Origin of the sequence: Streptosporangium sp. NPDC050855, assembly GCF_044456585.1 — a bacterium.
GTDB lineage: Bacteria > Actinomycetota > Actinomycetes > Streptosporangiales > Streptosporangiaceae > Streptosporangium > Streptosporangium longisporum.
In genome coordinates this window covers 150633-163986 of sequence record NZ_JBITFY010000001.1, presented here as the reverse complement: position 1 = coordinate 163986, position 13354 = coordinate 150633, and the positions used below count along the sequence as shown (strand labels likewise).

Annotated in this window: 14 protein-coding genes and 1 tRNA gene; 6 read left to right on the top strand and 9 right to left on the bottom strand. The window is 72.0% G+C overall.

Going from position 1 to position 13354, the window contains the following annotated elements; translation table 11 throughout:
- Nucleotides 1–50: 50 nt before the first annotated feature.
- The 4 genes from ACIBCT_RS00700 to ACIBCT_RS00685 form a co-directional block, all read right to left on the bottom strand.
- Nucleotides 51–839 carry an MBL fold metallo-hydrolase gene (locus ACIBCT_RS00700; protein WP_399185278.1) on the bottom strand — a complete coding sequence of 263 codons (789 nt, stop codon included), beginning with the start codon at nt 837–839 and terminating at the stop codon, nt 51–53.
- Nucleotides 836–1672 (bottom strand): NUDIX hydrolase, encoded by an 837-nt coding sequence (locus ACIBCT_RS00695; protein WP_399185277.1) that lies wholly within the window; start codon nt 1670–1672, stop codon nt 836–838. The genes ACIBCT_RS00700 and ACIBCT_RS00695 overlap by 4 nt, the downstream gene beginning before the upstream one ends.
- A 214-nt stretch (nt 1673–1886) precedes the next feature.
- Nucleotides 1887–2345, bottom strand: a complete 459-nt coding sequence (locus ACIBCT_RS00690; protein WP_399185276.1) for a RidA family protein — start codon at nt 2343–2345, stop codon at nt 1887–1889.
- Nucleotides 2342–2497 carry a DUF4177 domain-containing protein gene (locus ACIBCT_RS00685; protein ID WP_012887236.1) on the bottom strand — a complete coding sequence of 52 codons (156 nt, stop codon included), beginning with the start codon at nt 2495–2497 and terminating at the stop codon, nt 2342–2344. Before ACIBCT_RS00685 ends, ACIBCT_RS00690 begins: the two co-directional genes overlap by 4 nt.
- Nucleotides 2498–2876: 379 nt before the next feature.
- On the opposite strand from ACIBCT_RS00685, the gene ACIBCT_RS00680 reads away from it, so the two are divergent.
- A complete protein-coding gene (locus tag ACIBCT_RS00680) occupies nt 2877–3881 on the top strand; it encodes an ArsA-related P-loop ATPase (protein ID WP_399185275.1) in 1005 nt (334 codons plus the stop codon).
- Nucleotides 3878–5005 carry an ArsA family ATPase gene (locus ACIBCT_RS00675; protein ID WP_399185274.1) on the top strand — a complete coding sequence of 376 codons (1128 nt, stop codon included), beginning with the start codon at nt 3878–3880 and terminating at the stop codon, nt 5003–5005. Before ACIBCT_RS00680 ends, ACIBCT_RS00675 begins: the two co-directional genes overlap by 4 nt.
- 228 nt (nt 5006–5233) lie before the next feature.
- On the opposite strand, the gene ACIBCT_RS00670 is transcribed toward ACIBCT_RS00675, so the two are convergent.
- Nucleotides 5234–5530, bottom strand: a complete 297-nt coding sequence (locus ACIBCT_RS00670) for a WhiB family transcriptional regulator (RefSeq protein WP_012887233.1) — start codon at nt 5528–5530, stop codon at nt 5234–5236.
- Nucleotides 5531–5794: 264 nt separating this feature from the next.
- Between ACIBCT_RS00670 and ACIBCT_RS00665 the strand changes: the two genes are divergently transcribed.
- Complete coding sequence (locus ACIBCT_RS00665) at nt 5795–8047, top strand: transglycosylase domain-containing protein (RefSeq protein ID WP_399185273.1); 2253 nt, start codon at nt 5795–5797, stop codon at nt 8045–8047.
- Nucleotides 8048–8258: 211 nt separating this feature from the next.
- On the opposite strand, the gene ACIBCT_RS00660 is transcribed toward ACIBCT_RS00665, so the two are convergent.
- Nucleotides 8259–8717 (bottom strand): GatB/YqeY domain-containing protein, encoded by a 459-nt coding sequence (locus ACIBCT_RS00660; RefSeq protein ID WP_399185272.1) that lies wholly within the window; start codon nt 8715–8717, stop codon nt 8259–8261.
- Between the two features lie 80 nt (nt 8718–8797).
- Here ACIBCT_RS00660 and ACIBCT_RS00655 point away from each other — a divergent pair, with 80 nt between their 5' ends.
- From ACIBCT_RS00655 to ACIBCT_RS00645, 3 genes are all read left to right on the top strand, one after another.
- Nucleotides 8798–9721, top strand: coding sequence for a metallophosphoesterase (locus ACIBCT_RS00655; protein WP_399185271.1), 924 nt, complete (start codon nt 8798–8800; stop codon nt 9719–9721).
- 35 nt (nt 9722–9756) lie between these two features.
- Nucleotides 9757–9830, top strand: a tRNA-Pro gene (locus ACIBCT_RS00650).
- A gap of 113 nt (nt 9831–9943) precedes the next feature.
- Nucleotides 9944–10162: a hypothetical protein gene (locus ACIBCT_RS00645; RefSeq protein ID WP_399185270.1), complete on the top strand. Its 219-nt coding sequence runs from the start codon at nt 9944–9946 to the stop codon at nt 10160–10162.
- A gap of 105 nt (nt 10163–10267) precedes the next feature.
- Here ACIBCT_RS00645 and ACIBCT_RS00640 read toward each other — a convergent pair whose 3' ends face one another.
- The 3 genes from ACIBCT_RS00640 to ACIBCT_RS00630 all read right to left on the bottom strand — a co-directional run bounded on the left by ACIBCT_RS00640 (nt 10268) and on the right by ACIBCT_RS00630 (nt 13048).
- On the bottom strand, nt 10268–10933 hold the full coding sequence (locus ACIBCT_RS00640) for an isochorismatase family protein (RefSeq protein WP_399185269.1): 666 nt from the start codon (nt 10931–10933) through the stop codon (nt 10268–10270).
- 27 nt (nt 10934–10960) lie between these two features.
- Nucleotides 10961–12199: an isochorismate synthase DhbC gene (gene dhbC / locus ACIBCT_RS00635; RefSeq protein ID WP_399185268.1), complete on the bottom strand. Its 1239-nt coding sequence runs from the start codon at nt 12197–12199 to the stop codon at nt 10961–10963.
- A 69-nt stretch (nt 12200–12268) separates the two neighbouring features.
- Nucleotides 12269–13048: a 2,3-dihydro-2,3-dihydroxybenzoate dehydrogenase gene (locus ACIBCT_RS00630; RefSeq protein ID WP_399185267.1), complete on the bottom strand. Its 780-nt coding sequence runs from the start codon at nt 13046–13048 to the stop codon at nt 12269–12271.
- Nucleotides 13049–13354 lie beyond the last annotated feature (306 nt).

Below are 13354 nucleotides of genomic sequence, written 5' to 3'. Positions count from 1 at the left end.
CGGAAAAGGACCGTTCCCGGGCCCCCCGGCCGAGGCCCGGCCGGAGGGACCTACCCCTCCAGGTAGGCCAGCTGGGCGCGGACCGACATCTCGGCGGCGGGCCACAGCGACCTGTCCACGTCCGCGTAGACGATCTCGACGATCTCCCGGGGGGTCACCGCCCCGTCCCGCCGGGCCTGCCGGATCTGGTCCAGCCGGCGCCGCCGGTGCGCGATGTACCCGTCCAGCGCGCCGATCGGGTCGGGCAGCACCGGGCCGTGGCCGGGCAGCAGCGCCTCGGCCCCCACCTGCTCGGCCCTGGCGCGGAGCAGGTCCAGGGAGCGCAGGTAGTCGGCCAGGTCGCCGTCGGGGGCGATCACGGTGGTGCCCCGGCCGAGCACGGTGTCACCGGTGAGGATCGCCCCGTCCCGCGGCAGCCAGAAGCACAGCGAGTCGAACGAGTGGCCGGGCGTGCCCAGCACGCGCAGTTCCACGTCCCCTGCGGTGACCACGTCGCCGTCGCCGAGTCCCTCCTCGCCCAGCCGGTGCGCCGGATCCAGGGCCCTGACGGGCGCGCCGACCTTCCGGGCGAAAGCCGCGGCGCCCCCGCTGTGGTCGGGATGCCCGTGCGTGAGCAGGATCGCGACCACCCGGCGGCCCTCCAGGTGAGCGGCGACCCGGGCGAGGTGCCCCTCGTCGTCCGGACCCGGATCGACGACCAGCACCTCCTCCCCGAGGCCGATCACCCAGGTGTTGGTGCCGTCCAGGGTCATCTCGGACGGGTTGGGAGCGAGCAGGTTGAGCGCGTGGGCCGTACCCGCCCCGTCGGGCCCCTCCAGGGGGATCCTCAGGCCGCTCACCCGGCGCCGAACCGGTAGTCGTCGTCGAGCACGATGCGCATCTCCCCGTCCACCTCGGCGATCCTGGGCATGATGGTCACGATCTCACGGCCGGCCGCGAGCACCTCGGGGACCTTCTCGTAGGCGCTCAGCTCGGTGAGGGTGCGGTGGGTCGGGGGCATCAGGAAGATCTCGCCCGCCCGTGCCCGGTCGAGCGCGTCGGCGGGCCTGAGCCAGGCGACCTGGTCGGCCTCGCCGCCGACGTCGCGGGTGCGCTGGCCGGGCGGGAGCGCCGCGACGAAGAAGCGGGTGTCGAAGCGCCGGGTCTCCACCTCGGGGGTGATCCAGTGGGCCCAGGGCCGGAGCAGGTCCGAGCGCAGGACCAGCTCTCGCCCGGCCAGGAAGTCGGCGAAGGACAGGCTCCTGCCGATCAGGGCCAGCCGGTCGGACTCCCAGTCGTCACCGGTGGTGTCGGCCACCACCGACTCCGCGGACGGCCCGGCGAGCAGCACCCCCGACTCCTCGAACGTCTCCCGTACGGCGGCGCACACCAGTCCCCGGGCGGTCCGCTCGTCCGCGCGGAAGATCTCCCCCCAGTCCGCGGGAGAGGGGCCGGACCAGGCGATCGCGTGGTCGGTGTCGCGCGGGTCCACCGAGCCGCCGGGGAAGACGTAGGCGCCCGCGGCGAAGGCCATGCTCGCCTTGCGCCGCAGCATGTAGGTCTCCGGCCCGGCGGCGCCCTCGCGCAGGACGACCACGGTGGCGGCGTCCCTCGGCGGGGCGGGGGCGACCCGCCCGGCCAGGATGTCGCGCGCGCGCTCACCGAACTCACCAGGAAGCGGGATACCGCCCATTGAGACCCTCCACCAGAACACTGCTCGGTTTCAGGGTCCATCATGTGGTACGGCACCGCGCCGGACAATCGCGAGCCCCCCGGGCCTTCCCCGTTCCGGACGATCACGAGTCCCCGGGCCTCCACCGCTCCGGACGATCACAGGCCCCCGTGCCTCGGCGAACGGCTCCGCCCGGCCCTTGCCGGGATTCTCCGCAAGGGCCGGGCCCGGGTCCTCAGCGGACCTCGGCGACCACCTCGACCTCGACCGGCGCGTCCAGCGGGAGCACCGTGACGCCCACCGCGCTGCGGACGTGCCTGCCCGCCTCGCCGAACACCTCGCCGAACAGCTCGCTGGCGCCGTTGGCGACCTTCGCCTGCCCGGTGAAGTCCGGGGCGCTGGCCACGAAGGCGGTCACCTTGACGATCCGCACGATGTTCGACAGCCCCCCGGCCGCCGACGCGATCGCGGCGAGGGCGTTGATCGCGCAGATCCTCGCCAGATCGTAGGCGGCCTCGGCCTCCACCTCGGCGCCGACCTTCCCGGTCGCCTTCAGCTCGCCGTTCACCGTCGGCAGCTGCCCCGAGGTGTAGACGTGATCGCCCGAACGCGTCGCCGGGACGTACGCCCCCAGCGGGGACGTCACCTCGGGCAGGGTCAGGCCGAGCTCCGTCAGCCTCTCCTGTGGCGTCACTGCTTGGGCCGCTTCAGGTAGGCCACCAGCTGCTCCGGGTTGGGCCCCGGCACGACCTGCACCAGCTCCCAGCCGTCCTGGCCCCAGTTGTCGAGAATCTGCTTCGTCGCGTGGACCAGCAGCGGCACCGTCGAGTACTCCCATTTCGTCATGCGGGACACATTAGCGAGGCCGCCCCGGTCCGGCGGCCCGTCACGGCGCCTCCCCGTGTCCCCCGGAGGGCGGATCCGCCGGGGCGCGGGCTGTGAGAATCGACATATTTACTTTCACCTCCCGATCGATTAGAGCCGTACCCGTGTCCGGCCCCGCGGGCCGCGGACCGGCCACCGGGCGGCTCCCCGCCCGGCGCGGACGTCCCGCACGCCCGTGCTGACCAGCGAAGGCGACGCCGAGCGGATCCGGCCGCGCCCGCGCCCGGATCCCGGCGTCCCCGCGCGCCCGCCCCTCGCCGGCACGAGGGCGTGACCGGGCGGGGACCCCGGAGGAAGGCCGCGGGGAGTTGTCAAGGGGGCGTTGGGTAGCCTTCGAAAGGTGAGAGCTCGCGACACCGATTGGGACGGCGTACGCCTCCACGTCGTCACCGGCAAGGGCGGCACCGGGAAGACCACGGTGGCCGCCGCGCTCGCCCTCGCCCTCGCGGCGGACGGCCGGAAGGTCCTGCTGGTCGAGGTCGAGGGCCGCCAGGGGATCTCCCGGGTCTTCGACCTGCCCCCGCTGCCGTACGAGGAACGCAAGATCGCTGTCGCGCCGGGCGGCGGGGACCTCTACGCCCTGGCCATCGACCCCGAAGAGGCCATGCTCGAGTACCTCGAGATGTTCTACGGCATGCGCAGGGCCGGGAAGGCGCTCACCAAGATGGGCGTCGTCGACTTCGCGACCACCATCGCCCCGGGTTTTCGCGACGTGCTGGTCACCGGGAAGACCAGCGAGGCCGTCCGCCGCAAGGGCAAGAACGGCAGGAGGGTCTACGACGCGGTCGTGCTCGACGCGCCGCCGACCGGCAGGGTCGCCCGCTTCCTGAACGTCACCAACGAGGTCGCCGGGCTGGCCAGGGTCGGCCCGATCAAGAACCACGCCGACCTGGTGAACGGGGTGGTGTCCTCCCCCGAGACCGCGGTGCACTTCGTCACGCTCCTGGAGGAGATGCCGGTCCAGGAGACCCTGGACGGCCTGCGCGAGCTCCGCGCCGCCGATCTCCCCGCCGGAGGGATCTTCATCAACATGGTCCGCGAGTCGCTGCTGCCCGCGGCCGTGCTGGACGCCGCGGCCGAGGGCGGCTTCGACCCGGCCGAGCTGGTGCTCGGCCTGAAGGCCGCCGGGCTCACCGACGGCGACCCGGCCGCGATCGCGGTGGCCGAGGCGCTCACCGAGGAGATCGCCGAGCACGCCCGCCGCACCGCGCTGGAACGGCAGGAGAGGCTCTCGCTGGAGAAGTCCGCCCGCCCCCGCTACGAGCTGCCGCTGCTGTCCGACGGGGTGGACCTGTCCGGGCTGTACGAGCTGGCGGAATCGATCCGCACCCAGGGAGCAGCGTGAAGACCCCACCCGTTCTCGACCTCGACGCGATCGTCGACGACCCCGGTACCCGGATCGTCGTCTGCTGCGGCTCCGGCGGCGTCGGCAAGACCACCACCGCCGCCGCCCTGGGGCTGCGCGCGGCCGAGCGGGGCCGTTCCACCGTGGTGCTCACGGTCGACCCGGCCCGGCGGCTGGCGCAGTCGATGGGGCTCACCGAGCTCGACAACACCCCCAGGCCGGTCGCGGGCGTGCAGGGCGAGGGCCGGCTGCACGCCATGATGCTCGACATGAAGCGGACCTTCGACGAGATCATCGAGGCGCACGCCGATCCCGAGCGAGCCCGGCAGATCCTGACGAACCCCTTCTACCAGTCCCTGTCCTCCAGCTTCACCGGTACCCAGGAGTACATGGCGATGGAGAAGCTGGGCCAGCTCCGCCGGTCGGGCGAGTGGGATCTGATCATCGTCGACACCCCGCCGTCCCGGTCGGCGCTCGACTTCCTGGACGCTCCCGAGCGGCTCGGCCGATTCCTGGACGGCCGGCTCATCCGGGTGCTCATGGCCCCGGCCAAGGCCGGGGGACGCAGCGCGTTCAAGCTGCTCAACGCGGGTTTCGGCATCGTCGCCGGGGCGCTGACCAAGCTGCTGGGGGCACAGGTCCTCAAGGACCTGCAGACGTTCGTGTCCGCGCTGGACGCGGTCTTCGGCGGGTTCCGGGCGCGGGCCGAGCAGACCTACCGGCTGCTGCAGGCCCCCGGGACGGCGTTCGTCGTCGTGGCCTCGCCCGAGCGTGACGCGATGCGCGAGGCGTCGTACTTCGTGGAGCGGCTGGCCGCCGAGCGCATGCCGCTGGCGGGTCTCGTGGTCAACCGGGTGCACACCTCGCCCGCCGCCGTGCTCTCCGGGGCGCGGAGCACGGCCGCCGCCGAGGACCTGGAGTCGCGCGGCGAGCACGAGCTCACCTCCGCCGTCCTGCGGTTGCACGCCGGGCGGATGCAGCTGGCCGCGCGCGAGCAGCGTGAGCAGGAGCACTTCATCTCCGCCCATCCCACGGTGCCGGTCGCGCGGGTCCCCGCCATGGCGCAGGACGTGCACGACCTGGATGGCCTGCGCGAGGTGGGCCGGCTGCTGGCCGCCCAGTAACCCGGCGGCCGGATCGCCCGTCCGGCCCACGGGCCCTTCCGGGGACGTCCGTCCCGGCCGGTTCCTTCGGCGTCGCCGTCCGGTGAGCCGTCCTTCCCGGCCGGTCCCTCCGGGAGCGTCCGTCCCGGTGGGGCGGCCGGAAGGTCCGGCCGCCCGACCCGTTCAACCGTCCCGGGACATGCATGTACGGCTGGCGCCCGGCGCCAGCCGTACGGGATCGGCGCGAACTCAGCCGGCGATCAGCTCGTTCGTTCGCTCGTACTCTTCTTTGGCCAACTCCAGCAGGTCACGCCAGGAGTCGACATCCGGTCGCCGGCGCAGCAGCGCTCGACGTTCGCGCTCGGTCATCCCGCCCCACACCCCGAACTCGATGCGGTTGTCCAACGCATCGGCGAGGCACTCGGTCCGGACCGGGCATCCTCGGCAGATCAGCTTTGCTCGGTTCTGGGCAGCACCCTGAACGAACAAAGCGTCAGGATCCGCACCCTTACAGGCCGCACGGGAGGTCCAATCCGTGATCCACATTCGACCCCACTCCCCTTAGGTGGTCAGTCGTGACTTGGGCCGACGGGCGCGGGCGTCGGGCCTCGGTATTCAATTGCTGCAGAAAGAGAACGTACGCAACCAGACGTTCGGGCCGACAGACCCCGGCGGGACCAAATTCTCACATGGTCATCCGCGGCCATCTGGCCGGGAATGACTAGTCACCCGTCTTCGATACTGGGAGAAGTCATCTCAAAACGGTGTTCCGTTACCGTTTGGAGCATCAGCCCGACGTACCCTTGACTCGTGCAAGGTGATGGTAAAGATCAGGGTTCGGTGCTCCGCAGGATCGGCGGTGTGCTGAAACTGCTCGGCGCGGCGACCGCCACGGGCGTGCTGGCCGCCGCCGTGGCGCTTCCGGCGGTCGGCGGCGCGGGGATGACGGTGAACGCGGCGACGAACGAGCTGCGGCTCCTCCCCGAACCGCTCAAGGAGCCCCCGCTCGCGGAGAAGACCACCCTGCTCGACGCGGACGGCAAGCAGTTCGCCCAGTTCTACTTCCAGAACCGTGAGTCGGTGAAGATCGACGAGGTCGCCGACATCATGAAGACCGCGATCGTGGCGATCGAGGACGACCGGTTCTACGAGCACGGCGCGATCGACCTGGAGGGCACGTTCCGGGCCGCGGCGCGCAACGTCTCGGGCGGCGGGGTCGTGCAGGGTGGTTCCTCGATCACCCAGCAGTACGTCAAGCTCGTGCTGGTCAACGCCGCCGAGACCAAGGAGAAGCAGGAGGCCGCGCAGGCGCCGACCCTCTCCCGCAAGCTCAACGAGCTGCGTTACGCGCTCTACGCCGAGGAGAAGTACACCAAGGCGGAGATCCTCGAGAAGTACCTGAACATCTCCTACTACGGCGCGGGCGCCTACGGCATCCAGGCCGCCGCCAAGCGCTTCTTCGGCAAGCCCGCCTCCAAGCTCAACCTCTGGGAGTCGGCCACCCTCGCCGGGGCCGTGCAGAACCCGAGCGTGACCGACCCCGACGCGGGCAAGGCGGCCCGCACGAGGCTGCTGGAGCGGCGCAACACCGTGCTGAACCGGATGGCCGAACTCGGCAAGATCACGCCGCAGGAGGCCGAGGAGGCCAAGAAGAAGAAGCTCGGCTTCAAGGACATCGAGGCCCCCGGCGGCTGCGAGGAGAGCAAGTACCCCTACTTCTGCCTGTACGTGCAGCACGAGATCGCGCTCAACGAGGACTTCGGCAAGACCCCCAAGGACCGCGAGCGGCTGCTCCAGCGAGGCGGCCTGACGATCACCACCACGCTCGACGCCAAGGCGCAGAAGGCCGCCGAGAAGGCGATCAAGAAGTACGTCAAGGCCAGCGACAAGCCGGTCGCCGCGCAGGCGATGATCGTCCCCGGCACCGGGGCCGTCAAGGCAATGGCCGCCAGCCGCAAGTACGGCAACAACAAGAAGAAGAACGAGATCAGCTACAACCTGGTCGGCGACAGGGACCACGCGGGCGGCGCGGGCTTCCAGGCCGGCTCCACGTTCAAGCCCTTCACCCTGCTGACCGCCCTGGACCAGGGCATGAAGTTGAACGACGGCTTCTCCACCGGGGACGGCTACACCGCCCCGAGCTACGGCGCGTTCCGCGACTGCAAGGGCGAATCGCGCGGCGATCCCGGCCACACGGTCCACAACTCCAGCGAGAGCAGCGGCGGCTTCAAGACCCTCACCACCGGCACCCTGGGCTCGGTGAACACCTTCTTCCTCCGCCTGGAGCAGGAGGTCGGCCTGTGCGAGACGGTCAAGATGGCCAAGAGCCTCGGCATCAAGCGCGCCGACGGCGGGAAGCTGCAGGAGGTCCAGACCTTCACGCTCGGCACCAACGAGATGGACCCGGTGACGGTCTCCAACGCCTACGCGACGATCGCCGCCCGCGGCACCTACTGCAAGCCGATGGTGATCACCGAGAGCGTCGACCGCGACGGCAAGAAGACCTCGTACAAGCCCAAGTGCAAGCAGGTCCTGGACGAGGAGGTCGCCGACGCGGCCGCCCACATCATGTCCGGGGTCTTCACCAAGGGCACGATGACCGAGGTCGGCGGCATCGGCCGCCCGGCGGCGGGCAAGACCGGAACCACCGACAACTACACCGCCGCCTGGTTCGCCGGTTTCACGCCGGACCTCGCCTCCGCGGTCAGCCTCGGCGACCCGCGCGGCGCCTTCAAGTACGACCTGACCGGCGTGACCATCGGCGGCCGCTACTACAGCCACGTCTACGGCGCCTCGATCTCCGGGCGAATCTGGAAGGACTCGATGCTCAGCGCGCTCAAGGGCGTCGAGGCGACCCCGTTCACGCCGGTGAACATGGAGCGCTTCGGCGGCTGCTCCGGCCGGTGCGCGCCCAAGCCCCCGCCGGAGCCCGACCGCGGCGGCGGTGACGACCGGGGCGGCGACCGCGACCGGGGCGGCCCTGACGACGGCGGCGAGGTCGGGCGGGACATCAACGGCGGCGCCACGGCCGACCCCGGCGACGACGGCTGGGGCGGCTGGTAGGACACCGCGACCCGTTCCCCCGAACGCGCGGGCCCTCCCGCCCCGGCCCTTCCAGGAGCCGGGCGGGAGGGCCCTTCGGCGTCCGGGACCGATCGGCGCCCCCTACCGGTCCTCACCGGGCCCGCTCCGACCCTCCGGCCCCCAAGGGCCTGATCCGCCCCCGGGCCTCACCCGGCCCGGTCAGGTCCGGCCGGGACTGACGGTCAGCCGGTCAGGAGGACGCCAGTCGGGCCCGTACCGCCTGCGCGACCCGGCCGCCCTCGGCGCGTCCGGCGACCTTCGGGTTCACGAGCTTCATGACCTGGCCCATGGCCTGCGGCCCGGTGGCGCCGCTCTCGGTGACGGCCTCCTCCACCAGCGCGGCCAGCTCCTCGTCGGAGAGCTGCGCGGGCAGGTACGCCTCCAGCACGGCCTGCTCGTCGATCTCCGCCTGCGCCTGCTCCGCCCGGCCGGCACCGCTGAACGCCTCGGCGGCCTCCCGGCGCTTCTTGGCCTCCTTGGCCAGCACCTTGACGACCTCGTCGTCGGTGAGCTCGCGCGCCGTCTTCCCCGAGACCTCCTCGACGTTCACGGCCGCGAGGGCCATGCGAATCGTGCGGGTACGGATCTCGTCCCTGCTCTTCATGGAGGCCGTGAGATCGGCCTTCAGCTTGTCCTTCAATGCGCTCATGCGGTCCATCTTGCCGCCTCACCAGCCCCGCTGTATCCCGAGTTTCCTTCGCAGGGCCGGATCTCGGGCATGATGAGGACGTGAGGAAAGCAGCCGCGGTGCCCCTGTCCCTGCTCGGCGCCGGCGTGGCCGGCCTCGCGTACGCCTCGATCGTCGAGCGCAACGCGTTCCGGCTGCGCCGGTTCGACGTGCCCGTCCTGGAGCCGGGACAGCGGCCGGTGCGCATCCTGCACCTGTCCGACCTGCACCTCACCCCCGGCAGGCGGATGCTGATCGACTGGGTGCGCTCGCTGGGCGCCCTCAACCCCGACCTGGTGGTCAACACCGGCGACTCGATCGCGCACCCCGACGCGATCGCGCCCCTGATGCACGCCCTGGAACCCCTGCTGACGCGGCCGGGCCTGTTCGTCTACGGCTCCAACGACATGTACGAGCCCCGGCCGAAGAACCCGGCCCGCTACCTGTGGCGCACCTCCAAGACCGACTACGGGCAGAAGATCCCCACCCTCCCCTGGGAGGAGCTGGGCGCCGCCATGGCCGGCGAGGGCTGGCTGGACATGAACAACACCACCGCCCGCATCAAGGCGGGCGATCTCGACGTGGCCGTGGGGGGCATCCACGACTCCCACATCAACCTCGATCGTTACGACCTGATCGCCGGTCCCGCCCCGGCCGAGGCCGACCTGCGCCTGGGCGTGATGCACTCGCCCGAGCCCCGCAACCTGACCCGCTTCGCCGCCGACGGCTACCAGCTGCTGCTCGCCGGTCACACCCACGGCGGGCAGCTCTGCATCCCCTTCTACGGCGCCCTGGTCACCAACTGCGGGATCGACCGGGCACGCGTCAAGGGCATGAGCCGTCACGACTCCGCCTATCTCCACGTCTCCGCCGGGCTCGGGACCAGCCCCTACGCCCCGGCGCGGTTCTCCTGCTACCCCGAGGCCAGCCTGCTTACCCTGATGCCCCGCCGCCGTGGCGACACACGCACCCGCGAAGTCCGCTAGACTTTCTCAAGCACGAGCAAGACCAGACGTGCGAACGGGGTGTGGCGCAGCTTGGTAGCGCGCTTCGTTCGGGACGAAGAGGCCGCAGGTTCAAATCCTGTCACCCCGACGTTGAATGTCCCGAAGCAGAGGGCCTGATCCGCTCAGCGGGTCGGGCCCTCTGCTGTTCCCGGAAAGATCCTTCGAGACGGCGTGCGGCCGGGACGGGGTCGGCGTCACCGTATGGGCGAGCGGCTCCGTGACCCCGGCACCTCCTGGTACGACCTGCTGGAGGATCACCTGGCCGCCCGGCGCCGGGAACGCCTGCTCGCCTCCGACCGGGAGCGCCGCGGACCCCGGACGCTGGTGGAGTCCCTGCCGGACTGGATCAAGAGCGCGAAGCACCGCGAGGAGATCCTCAAGGTCATCGCCCGCCTGCGCGCCACCCTGGACGGCACCTGAACGGCGTCCGGACGACCTTTCGCGGGCCGTGCGGCGACCGGGGTGGGTCGGGTCTCACCGTCCGCCCCCGCGGCCGAGGTGAGCGTCCCGTGATCCGGTGGCCGGTCAAGCCTCGCCGTCCGCCTCCGCGCCCGGGAGAAGGGCCCACTCCCGCAGCAGGCCGTCGGTGAGGGTCGTCACCGCGCACCGGTCGGCGGCGTAGGCGACGGCCATCACGTGGTGTTCCGGGGAGAAGTCCGCGACGGCGTCGGCGACGAGGAACGGCTGGATGTCCCGCATGAAGGCGTCGCACGCGGTCAGCAGGCAGCCGATGTGGGCGTAGACGCCGCAGACGATGATCTGGTCACGACCCATGGCCCGCATCCGGTCGGCCAGGCCGGTCCCGTGGAAGGCGCTGTAGCGCCGCTTGACGAGCAGGATGTCGCGCTCCGCCGGGAGGAGGTCCGCGACGATCTCGCTCCCGGCCCCGCCGGGCACGCCCGGTCCCCAGAAGTCCTGCAGCAGGCCGCGCCGCTCGCCGCTCTGTCCGCCGGGCTGCGCCGAGTAGACGACCGGCACCCCCAGGCGGGCGCAGGCGTCGCGAAGGAGGCCGATGTTGGCGATGAGCCCGGTCAGCGGCGGGTCGCCGGCATCGAAGGGGGCCAGGAAGTGGTTCTGCATGTCGTGGACGAGCAGGACGGCGCGGCGCGGGTCGGGACGCCAGTCCACCCGGTTGGCGGGCAGGTCGTTCCACCCGGGCAGCGGGTAGGGGGCGATCCGGGGAAGGGCCATGTCACCATCTCCTTTCCGGCGGGCGGGTCAGCGGTCCCGGTCCAGGCCGACCGCGCGGAGCATGGTCTGGAACTTGGCGGTGGTCTCGGCGAGCTCCCTCTCCGGGACCGAACCGGCGACGATGCCCGCGCCGGCGAAGAGCCGCAGCGTCTGGTCGGCGACCTCGGCGCAGCGGATGGTCACCACCCACTCGCCGTCGCCGGTGATGTCGCCCCACCCGACCAGCCCGGCGTACAGGCCGCGGTCGAACGGCTCGATCTCCTCGATGGCCCGGCGCGCGGCGCGCGCGGGCGTGCCGCAGACGGCCGGGGTGGGGTGCAGCAGGGTGGCCAGCTCCAGCGAGGTGACCGACGGGTCGTCGAGCACACCGGTGATCCGGGTCGACAGGTGCCACATGGAGGCGGTGGACAGCAGCGACGGCCCGGCCGGGACGGTCAGGTCGCGGCAGTACGGGCGCAGGGTCTCCACGATGTTCTCGATGACCAGGGCGTGCTCGCGCAGGTCCTTGTCCGAGGTGAGCAGGGCACGGCCCCGTTCGGAGTCGACGACGGGGTCGGGGTGCCGGGGCGCCGACCCGGCCAGCGGGTTCGTGGCGATCCGGCGTCCCGAGCGGGCGACGAGCAGCTCGGGGCTGGCGCCCAGCAGCGTGCGGGTGCCGGTCCCCGGCCGTCCGCCGGGGACGGGCAGGTCGACCGCGTAGCCGTAGGCCTGCGGGTCGCGGCGTACCAGGTTGCGCAGGACCCGGCGGACGTCGACGGGCGCGCCGAGGGTGACGTCCAGGGCGCGGGCCAGCACGATCTTCTTGAGCTCCCCGGCGGTGAGCCTGGTCAGCGCCTTCTCCACACCGCGCAGGTAGTCGTCGGGAGCCGGAACCGGCCCGAACCCGGTGAACCCGGTGAACGGGGTGAACGGGGTGAACGGGATGGACGTGCCGCAGGCCCGCTCGGGACCCGCCGGGCCGGTCGCCGTACCGGTCGCCGGGTCCGTCCGGCGGACCTCGGCGGGCACCAGCAGGCGCGCGGGACGGTCGTCGCGGAAGGGCACCGCGCCCACCACCATGGGGTCGGGGTGACCGGCCTCCCGGGCGTCGCGCAGGGCCGAGGCGACGCGTCTTCGCAGGTCGCCCGCCGAGGAAGCGGAGATCGTCCGGTGAACACCCCTGGCGAGCAGGGTCCGGGCCGGCGAGGTGAAGAAGAAGGCGCCGGGTTCGTAGTCGCCCAGCAGGTCGGGTGTCCTGGGCATGGTGAGGGTGTCGTTCGGCGGCATGGCGAAGGGTCTCCTGTCGGAAGGGGTCCGTGAGGGGAAGAGATCCGCGAAGGGAAGGGTGGTGCCGCGCTAGGCCCGGAGCGTGGCGCCCCCGTCGACGTACAGGTCCTGCATGGTGATGTGCCTGGCGCGGTCGGAGGCCAGGAAGAGGACGGCGTCCGCGACGTCCTCGGGAGCGGCCAGCCTGCCCAGGGGGATGCCCACCCGGAAGGTGGCCGGTGAGCCCTCGACGACCGTCCGCGCGTCGTGCTCGCCGGTCCACAGGGCGCGCTGCATGGCGGTGTCGGTCGAGCCGGGCGACACCACGTTGCACCGGATGCCGTACGGTGCCAGCTCCAGGCCGAGGCACCTGGTGAAGTGCGCGGCGGCGGCCTTGGAGGCGGCGTAGGCCGCCATGTTCGTGCGGGGCACGCCCGCGGCGTTGGAGCCCACGGTGACGATCGCCCCGGATCTGCGGGGGATCATCCGGCGGGCGACCGCGCGGGAGAGGTGGAGGACACCGCCGGCGTTGACCGCGAAGGTGCGTGCCCATTCCTCGTCGCCGATGGTGACGGCCGGGCCCGAGCAGAGCACTCCGGCCACGTTGACGAGCAGCCCGATCGGGCCGAGGTCGGTCTCGACGCGCGCGATCACGTCGTCGACGGCGGCGCTGTCGGCGACCTGGCAGGTGTAGGGGACCGCGGTGCCGAGCCCGGCGGCGACCCGCTCGACCCGCTCGGTGTCGACGTCGAGGGCGGCGACGCGTGCGCCCGCCCCCGTCAGGGCGCGTGCCACCGCCTCGCCGATTCCCCGCGCCGCACCGGTGACCACGGCCACCGTGCCGTCCCTCAGCGCGCCTTCCCCCAGCATGCTCCCGCCTCCATCAGCCTGTGCCGTTGGAAGGCTAGTGCCATCACTTTGGGTTGCGCAGCAAAAACTTATAGTTACTTTTCACAGATCAGCGGGACATGCCGACGCTTGTGAGGAAGGGGCGGGAACGCCACAGGAGCCGGGACGAGACCGGGGTGGGAGCACCGCGTCACCGGGAACCGCGTCGCCGGAAAGCGGGTCTCCGGGAAAGAAAGGAGCGGGGGGGGGGGGGGGGGGGGGGGGGGGGGGGGGCGGGGGGGGGGGGGGGGGGGGGGGGGGCGGGGGGGGGGGGGGCGGCGGGGGCGT

Excerpts from the sequence above, each read along its gene's own strand:
- ACIBCT_RS00695 (WP_399185277.1), bottom strand. The coding sequence starts at position 1,672 with ATGGGCGGTATCCCGCTTCCTGGTGAGTTCGGTGAGCGCGCGCGCGAC.
- ACIBCT_RS00685 (WP_012887236.1), bottom strand. The coding sequence starts at position 2,497 with ATGACGAAATGGGAGTACTCGACGGTGCCGCTGCTGGTCCACGCGACG.
- ACIBCT_RS00670 (WP_012887233.1), bottom strand. The coding sequence starts at position 5,530 with ATGTGGATCACGGATTGGACCTCCCGTGCGGCCTGTAAGGGTGCGGAT.
- ACIBCT_RS00660 (WP_399185272.1), bottom strand. The coding sequence starts at position 8,717 with ATGAGCGCATTGAAGGACAAGCTGAAGGCCGATCTCACGGCCTCCATG.
- ACIBCT_RS00645 (WP_399185270.1), top strand. The coding sequence starts at position 9,944 with ATGGGCGAGCGGCTCCGTGACCCCGGCACCTCCTGGTACGACCTGCTG.
- ACIBCT_RS00640 (WP_399185269.1), bottom strand. The coding sequence starts at position 10,933 with ATGGCCCTTCCCCGGATCGCCCCCTACCCGCTGCCCGGGTGGAACGAC.
- dhbC (WP_399185268.1), bottom strand. The coding sequence starts at position 12,199 with ATGCCGCCGAACGACACCCTCACCATGCCCAGGACACCCGACCTGCTG.
- ACIBCT_RS00630 (WP_399185267.1), bottom strand. The coding sequence starts at position 13,048 with ATGCTGGGGGAAGGCGCGCTGAGGGACGGCACGGTGGCCGTGGTCACC.